We start from the raw sequence: 8,160 nt of genomic DNA, 5'->3' as shown, positions 1-8,160 counted from the left end.
TAAGCTCTCTAGCGCTGATGGTACTTGGTGGGAAACTGCCTGGGAGAGTAGGACGTAGCCACGTAATCTTTTTTTGTGTAAATTTATAAAAAATAAAAAATTTTTATTTTTTGTGTTTAGACATGGCAAATTTGGGACATAATATAATTGTAAAACTTAATAGCAAAAATAAATTACTCAATCTCCCCCACTTAAAGGCCTCTATCCCCCATAGAGGTCTTTTTTATTATGTCTAATTTTCTATATCCGTTATTTTATTTATTTTCATTCTATCTTATAGTCAGTATATTTATTTAAGTTTAGTATAATTTAACAGAAAATATATGTGATTTAACATTTATTTTAATAAATTTACTATATGTTCACTTTGACTTAATATATCCTTTACAAATAAAGAGTATTATTAATTTATAAGTAAATCGTATAACTAAACAAAGTATTTTGAGGAGGATAAAAAATGGCAGATATAAGACTAGAAAATGTCACAAAATCTTATGATAAAAAGAACACTGTTATAGAAAACTTGAACCTTACTATAGAAGATGGTTCTTTTACGGTATTGGTAGGCCCAAGTGGTTGTGGAAAATCTACTACACTAAGAATGATTGCTGGGCTTGAAGATATAACTTCAGGCAATTTGAAAATTGAAGAAAATGATGTAACAAGAACTGATGCAAGTAAGAGAGATATAGCTATGGTATTTCAGAATTATGCATTATATTCGCATATGACTGTTAGAGAAAATATAGAATTTGGTCTAAAGAATAAAAAAGTTCCAAAAGAAAAGAGAGAAGAACTTATAACAGAGGTTATTGATATAGTTGGATTACAAGAATATTTAAATGTAAAGCCAGGAAATTTGTCTGGAGGACAAAGACAGAGAGTAGCATTGGCTAGAGCGATGGTTAAAAATCCAAAGGTATTTTTAATGGATGAACCATTATCAAATTTGGATGCAAAACTAAGAAATCAGATGAGAACAGAATTAATACAGTTACATCAAAAGTTAAAATCTACATTTGTTTATGTAACTCATGACCAAGTTGAAGCAATGTCAATGGCGGATAAGATAGTTATAATGAATAAAGGAGAGATAATGCAAATAGGTTCTCCAAAGAAAATATATCAAGACCCTAAAAATTTGTTTGTGGCACAATTTATCGGAAATCCTTGTATGAACATATTAAATATGAAGGATAATATCAAACTTGGATTTAGACCTGAAAAAGCGGTACTAGAAAGTATAAATATAGATATAAAAAATGATGATGCTTTTAATTTGTTTGGAAAGGTTATAACTAAAGAAGTATTAGGAAACGAAACTATATACTGTTTATCTGTTCTTAACAGTGAAGTAAGGGTTAAAACAGAAAATGATATATTTGATATAGGGAAGACTTTGAAAGTAACTGTATTAGAAAAGGATTTATATTATTTTGATAAAGATGGGCAAAGAATAGATGATATAAAAGAATGTAAGAATATGTATTCTAAAATCAAAGGAGATATTTATGAAAAAGCAATTTAATAAAGCATATTTGTACATAACACCTGCAATTATAGGAACTTTACTGTTTATAGTATATCCAATACTTAAGACAATATCACTGAGTTTCAAATCAGGAAGTCTTCTTAGTTCAACTTTTGAAAATGTAGGATTAAACAATTACACAGAGCTTTTAAAAAATCCAGAGTTTATACAAACTATAACAAATACAGCAATTTATACTTTTTTTATGGTAATTATATCTATATCACTAGCTATAGTACTTGCTACTTGGTTAAACAAAAACTCTATAATACACAATTTAACACAAAGTATAATCTTTACACCACATGTAATTTCACTTGTATCTGTGGCTGTATTATGGCTTTGGATTATGGAACCTCAATATGGTTTTTTAAACTGGGTACTGTCAGTATTACACTTACCAACATCAAAATGGCTTTCAAGTGAAAGTTCAGCATTGATGTCATTGATTTTAATAGGCATATGGAAAACTCTGGGATATAATATTTTAATAGTTTTATCAGGTCTTAAATCGATACCAAATTATATATATGAGGCATCTAAGCTAGACAATGCAAACAAGATAACTAATTTCTTTAAGGTAACATTACCACTATTATCGCCAACAATATTTTTTCTCATGATAACAACAACAACAGCATCATTTCAAGTATTTGATGAAATAAGCATAATGACACAAGGTGGTCCATTAGGTTCAACCAACATGTTATCTTATTATATATATGAGTCTGGATTTATATATTACGATATAGGGCAAGCAAGTGCAGCAAGTATGTTTTTATTAGCTATAGTTATGATTGCTACATATGCTAATTTCAGACTATTATCAAAAAAAGTTCATTATCAATAAAGAAAAATATATATTATGAGGCGTATTAAAAAGGAGGACAAAATGGATATTATAAGACCTATTAAAAAAGATAAAGCTGATATAAAGAAAATAGTATCAAAATCAATAGAAGTATTAATTCTAGTACTTTTATCTGCAATATTTATATTCCCTTTTATATGGATGTTGTCGACATCTTTTAAAAACCCACAAGAAATGATGCAACTACCACCTACAATAATACCAAATGATATAGTACTAGGAAATTATACTACAGCATGGAATTCAGGGCCATTTTTTAGATATTTATTAAATAGTATCTTTGTGACAGGTAGTATTTTAATCATACAGTTTTTAGTGATGGTTCCTGCAGCTTATGCATTTTCTAAGATTAAATTTAGAGGTGAAAAGGTATTGTTTGGACTATTACTCATAGGACTTATGATTCCTCCACAAGTAACTTTTTTACCTGTATATATGATGATGAGTAAATTTGGATTTATAAATACATATGTGCCACTTATAATTCCATTTATGACATCTTCATTTGGTATATTTTTGCTTAGACAAAATTTTATGCAGATATCAGATGAGATTATTGAAGCAGCTAAATTAGACAATACTTCGGACTTAAAAATAATGTTTAAAATAATGGTTCCTATGGCAAAACCAGCAGTAATAACATTTATATTATTTAATTTTATATATCACTGGAATAACTATTTCTGGCCTTTAGTAATGACAAATACAGATGCAATAAGAACTTTACCAATCGGAGTAGCTCTTCTTAAATCTTCAGAAGGAATTACTGCATGGAATGTAATAATGGCAGGAAATATAATTTTAATTTTACCAATAATTCTTGTTTATATATTTGCAAATAAAAAAGTAAAAGAAGCTTTTATGTATTCAGGAATAAAATAAAAAGTCAAAAACTAAATTTGGAGGATGGAAATGAAGCTTAAAAGAAAATTAGCAACAGGATTAGCAATAACATTATTAGTAGGTTCTTTAGTTGGGTGTTCAAATTCTAATGACTCAAATACATCTAAAGGAGAAAAGACAGATAGCAATATTACAAAGATAGATTTCTGGGCACCTTTGGGTGGAACTAATGGTGAAACTGCACAAAAAATGGTTGACCAGTTTAATAGTGAGCATAAAGATATACAAGTGAATATGCTAAAACAAAAAGATTACTATGAAAATGCAACAAAATTACAAGCTGCATTAACTTCTAAAGACCAACCAGATGTAACATTATTAGAAATAACTCAAACAGGTACATTTGCATCAGCAGGAGCTTTAGTAGATATGAGTAAATACTTTGATAAGGCATACCAAGAAAGATTCTTTTCTGGTCTTCTAACAAATTCATATTATGAAAATAAATTTGTTGGGATGCCATTTAATAGAAGCACACCGATATTATACATAAATAAAGACATGGCAGTTAAAGCAGGTCTTGACCCTTCAGGGCCAAAGTCATGGGAAGAACTTAAAACATATGCTAGTAAAATGACAAATAAATCAGAAGATACTTATGGATTTGAAACTCCAATAGATATTTGGTTCTATGAAGCGATGGTAATGCAAAGTGGAGGAGAAATAACTGATGGAAAAAAAGTAGCATTTAATAATGAAGCAGGTCAAGCACCAGTTAAATTCTGGCAAGATATGATGAAATCTGGAGTAATGAAAATGCCACCTGGTGAAGATTATAATGCTTGGGATGTAGCAAAGCAAGATTTTGTAAATGGTAAAGTTGGTATGATATTTACATCGACAGCAGATTTAGCAGGTCTTATGCAACAAACAGATGGTAAGTTTGAAATATCAACAGCATTTTTACCAAAAAATCAAAAATATGCAACTCCTACAGGTGGAGCAAACTTAGTTATGCTTGAAGGTGGAACAGATAAAGAGAAAGATGCAAGTGCAGAATTTATAGAATGGATGACTCAAACAGATAAAATAGTTCAATTTAGTTCATCAACAGGATATCTACCAACAACTGAAGATGCAACTAAATCAGAAAAATTACAAACATTGTATAAAGAAAAGCCACAATATAAAGTTGCAACTGACCAATTACAATATGCTGTTGCCCTTCCAATGCTAAATGGATATAAAGAAGCAACTGACAAGTTAATGGATGAGATTAAAAAAGGTCTTACTGATTTAAATGTGGCGCCAAAAGATGCAGTAAATAAAGGAACTTCTGCAATGCAAGCAGTAATAGACAAGACTAATAAATAATTATAGAGATGTATAAAATGTTGATAAAATATTATTTGTAACATATATAGATTATAGCTTGATTGAAAGTATTCAATAATATATGAATGAAGAGGTAATGTAAATGACAAAAGTTATAGTATTATCAGTAGATTCTTTATTTGAAAAAGATTTAGAATTTGTAAAGAATCTACCAAATTTTAAATCTATCTTAGAAAATTGTTCTATGGTGAAAAATATAAATTGTGTATATCCAACTTTAACATATCCTTGTCATACAAGTATGGTCACAGGGGTATATCCTAAAAAACATGGAATATATCATAATGAAAAATTTGACCCAAATAAAGAAAATAAAGATTGGTATTGGCATTCAAAAGATATAAAAGTAAAGACAATTATAGATGTAGCAAAGGAAAATAATTTGACCACTTCTAGTATCTTATGGCCTGTAATGGGTGCAAATCCAAATATAGATTATAACATTGCAGAGATATGGGCTCCTAATAGAGAAGATGACCCAAGAGAAACCTTTGAAAAAAGTTCAAGTAAGGTTATAATGGATAGTATTTATGATAGACATTGCCATTATATTGATTGGAAATTAGAGCCTAATATGGATTTATTTGGAGTAAATTGTGCGGTAGATGTAATAAAAGAATATAATCCAGATTTAATGTTAATACATCTAGCAACTTTGGACCATACACGACATAATCATGGTTTGTTTAATGAAGAAGTAAATGAAGCCCTGAAAATGAATGATAAATGGTTAGGAGATATAATTCAGGCTACAAAGGATGCGGGTACATATGAAGATACCAATTTTATAATACTTGGAGACCATGGCCATCTTAGAGTTGATAAAGTCGTAAATCCAAATGTTTTACTTAAATCACATGGATTTATAACAGTAGAAAATGATGAGGTTAAGAATTTTGATGCCTATGTAAATTCATCAGGCATATCAGCACAGATAATAGTAAATAACTCAAATAGACTAGAAGAGTTAAGAGCATTGCTTGAAGAGTTTAAAGAAGAATTATTTATAGAGAATATATTTACCAGAGAAGAAGCATCCAATCTTGGACTTGAAGGCGATTTTGAACTGGTAATTGAAGGAATTGAAGGAATTTCATTTGGAAATGATTTAGAAGGAAATATTATAAAGGATTCCGATATAAAAGATTACAAGTTTGCTGTGGCTACACATGGTCATTTACCTACTAAGGGTAATAGACCTCCATTTATAGCTTTTGGACCTAAAATAAAAACAGGTGTAGTAGAGGAAGAAGGCGACTTAAGAGCTCATGCAGCAACTATATTAAAACTATTCAATTTGAAACTAGACGGAGTTGAAAAAGAAGCATTTGACTTCATTATATAAACTTGATAAAGTATTTATTTTCCATTACTTATAGACTTCTATTATAAAGATAGAAGTCTTTTTTTATATTTTAGATTTAAGTAAAATTTAAATGGGTAAAATATTTAAAATAACTGAAACAATTCTAGAAAGGTATGATATAATAATACATGTTAGGAACTAATGTTCGAAAAGAAGGAGTGATACTATGGATTTTAAACTAAAGTCAGACTTCAAACCAACAGGTGACCAACCAGAAGCTATTAAATCAATAGTGGATTCTATAAATAGAAATGAAAAATTTTCGACATTGTTAGGTGTAACGGGTTCAGGAAAAACATTCACAATGGCAAATATAATACAACAAGTTAAAAAACCTACCCTAATAATGGCTCATAATAAAACACTAGCAGCACAACTTTATAGTGAGTTTAAAGAATTTTTCCCAGACAATGCAGTTGAATATTTTGTAAGTTACTATGATTACTATCAACCAGAGGCATATGTAGCTCACAGTGACACTTATATAGAAAAAGATGCAAGTATAAATGACGAAATAGACAAACTTCGACATTCTGCTACAGCATCTATTTTAGAGAGAAGAGATACAATAATAATATCTTCAGTATCTTGTATATATGGTTTGGGAGACCCAAAAGATTATAAAGAACTTATGTTATCTATAAGACCTGGTATGCAAAGAGATAGAGATGATGTAATAAAAAAGTTAATAGAGATACAATATGAAAGAAATGATATAAATTTTACAAGAGGGACTTTTAGGGTTAGAGGGGATATATTAGAAATATTTCCAGCTAGTAATGATGAAAAAGCAATAAGAATAGAGTTTTTTGGTGATGAGATAGATAGAATAACAGAAATTGATTATGTAACAGGAAAGATTGTTGGGACAAGAAATCATGTTGTTATCTTCCCCGCATCTCACTATGTAACAACACCAGAAAGAATTGAAAACGCAATTGTTCAAATTGAAGATGAACTTCAACAACAAATCGAGAATTTTAAAGAAAATGATAGACTTTTAGAAGCTCAAAGAATTGAGCAAAGAACAAAGTATGATATAGAAATGTTAAAGGAAATAGGATTTTGTCAGGGAATAGAAAACTATTCAAGACATATTACTGGAAGAGAAGAAGGAGAAAGACCATATACACTAATGGATTTCTTTCCAGATGATTATTTGATAATTGTGGATGAAGCACATGTTACTATTCCACAGGTAAGAGGAATGTATGCAGGAGATAGGTCAAGAAAAACTTCTCTTATAGAAAATGGATTCAGATTACCTTCTGCACTTGATAACAGACCACTAAATTTTCAAGAATTTGAAGGAAATATAAATCAAATGTTGTTTGTAAGTGCTACACCAGGTCCTTATGAAATTCAACATTCCGAAACTATAGCAGAACAAATAATAAGACCAACAGGTCTTTTAGATCCAATTATAGAAGTAAGACCTATAAATAATCAGATAGACAATTTGGTAGGAGAAATAACTAAAATAATAGAAAAAAATGAAAGAGTGCTTATAACCACTTTGACTAAAAAAATGAGTGAAGACTTAACTAATTACCTTAAAGAAATAGGAATAAAAGTTAAATATCTACATTCAGATATAGTTACATTAGAAAGAACAGAGATAATAAGAGACTTAAGACTAGGAAAATTTGATGTACTTGTAGGAATAAATTTACTTAGAGAAGGTCTAGATATACCAGAGGTTTCACTTATAGCGATTTTAGATGCAGATAAAGAAGGTTTCTTACGTTCCGAAACAGCGTTAATACAAACTATTGGACGTGCAGCTAGAAATGAAAATGGAAGAGTTATTATGTATGCTGATAGGATAACTGATTCAATGCAAAATGCTATTGATGAGACAAAAAGAAGAAGAGCTATACAGAATTTATATAATGAAGAACACAACATAACTCCTAAGACTATACAAAAAAGTGTAAGAGATAGTATAGAGGCAACTAAGGTAGCAGAGGAAGAAGTTGTATATGGAATAACTGATACAGATGATAAAGAAGAGATAAAAGATAATATAGAAAAATTAAAATCAGAGATGATGGAAGCTGCTCAAAACTTACAATTTGAGAGAGCGGCCGAATTAAGAGATAAGGTAAAACAGTTGGAAGAAAAATTGGAAAAATAGAAAGGTAAAAACAAGGT

6 protein-coding genes are annotated in these 8,160 nt (G+C 29.5%); all 6 read left to right on the top strand.

Annotated features, from left to right (window positions below):
* Positions 1 to 457 precede the first annotated feature (457 nt).
* The 6 genes from KGF41_RS18500 (at position 458) to uvrB (ending at position 8,143) form a co-directional block, all read left to right on the top strand.
* Positions 458 to 1,528 (top strand): ATP-binding cassette domain-containing protein, encoded by a 1,071-nt coding sequence (locus tag KGF41_RS18500; protein ID WP_227857047.1) that lies wholly within the window; start codon positions 458 to 460, stop codon positions 1,526 to 1,528.
* Positions 1,512 to 2,381: a carbohydrate ABC transporter permease gene (locus KGF41_RS18495; RefSeq protein ID WP_227830045.1), complete on the top strand. Its 870-nt coding sequence runs from the start codon at positions 1,512 to 1,514 to the stop codon at positions 2,379 to 2,381. The genes KGF41_RS18500 and KGF41_RS18495 overlap by 17 nt, the downstream gene beginning before the upstream one ends.
* Before the next feature lie 42 nt (positions 2,382 to 2,423).
* Positions 2,424 to 3,284, top strand: a complete 861-nt coding sequence (locus KGF41_RS18490) for a carbohydrate ABC transporter permease (protein ID WP_227840595.1) — start codon at positions 2,424 to 2,426, stop codon at positions 3,282 to 3,284.
* 30 nt (positions 3,285 to 3,314) lie between these two features.
* Entirely contained in the window at positions 3,315 to 4,619 is a 1,305-nt protein-coding gene (locus tag KGF41_RS18485; RefSeq protein WP_227830043.1) for an extracellular solute-binding protein, read from the top strand.
* A gap of 103 nt (positions 4,620 to 4,722) precedes the next feature.
* The gene (locus tag KGF41_RS18480) at positions 4,723 to 5,985 is read left to right on the top strand and encodes an ectonucleotide pyrophosphatase/phosphodiesterase (protein WP_227830042.1); all 1,263 of its coding nucleotides are present in this window, start codon (positions 4,723 to 4,725) and stop codon (positions 5,983 to 5,985) included.
* A gap of 187 nt (positions 5,986 to 6,172) precedes the next feature.
* Positions 6,173 to 8,143: an excinuclease ABC subunit UvrB gene (gene uvrB, locus KGF41_RS18475; RefSeq protein ID WP_227830041.1), complete on the top strand. Its 1,971-nt coding sequence runs from the start codon at positions 6,173 to 6,175 to the stop codon at positions 8,141 to 8,143.
* The last annotated feature ends 17 nt before the right edge of the window (positions 8,144 to 8,160 follow it).

Origin of the sequence: Clostridioides sp. ZZV14-6150, from assembly GCF_020657875.1 — a bacterium.
Taxonomy (GTDB): domain Bacteria; phylum Bacillota; class Clostridia; order Peptostreptococcales; family Peptostreptococcaceae; genus Clostridioides.
Note: the sequence above shows the minus strand (reverse complement) of the source record. Positions and strands in the feature narration are given on the sequence as shown.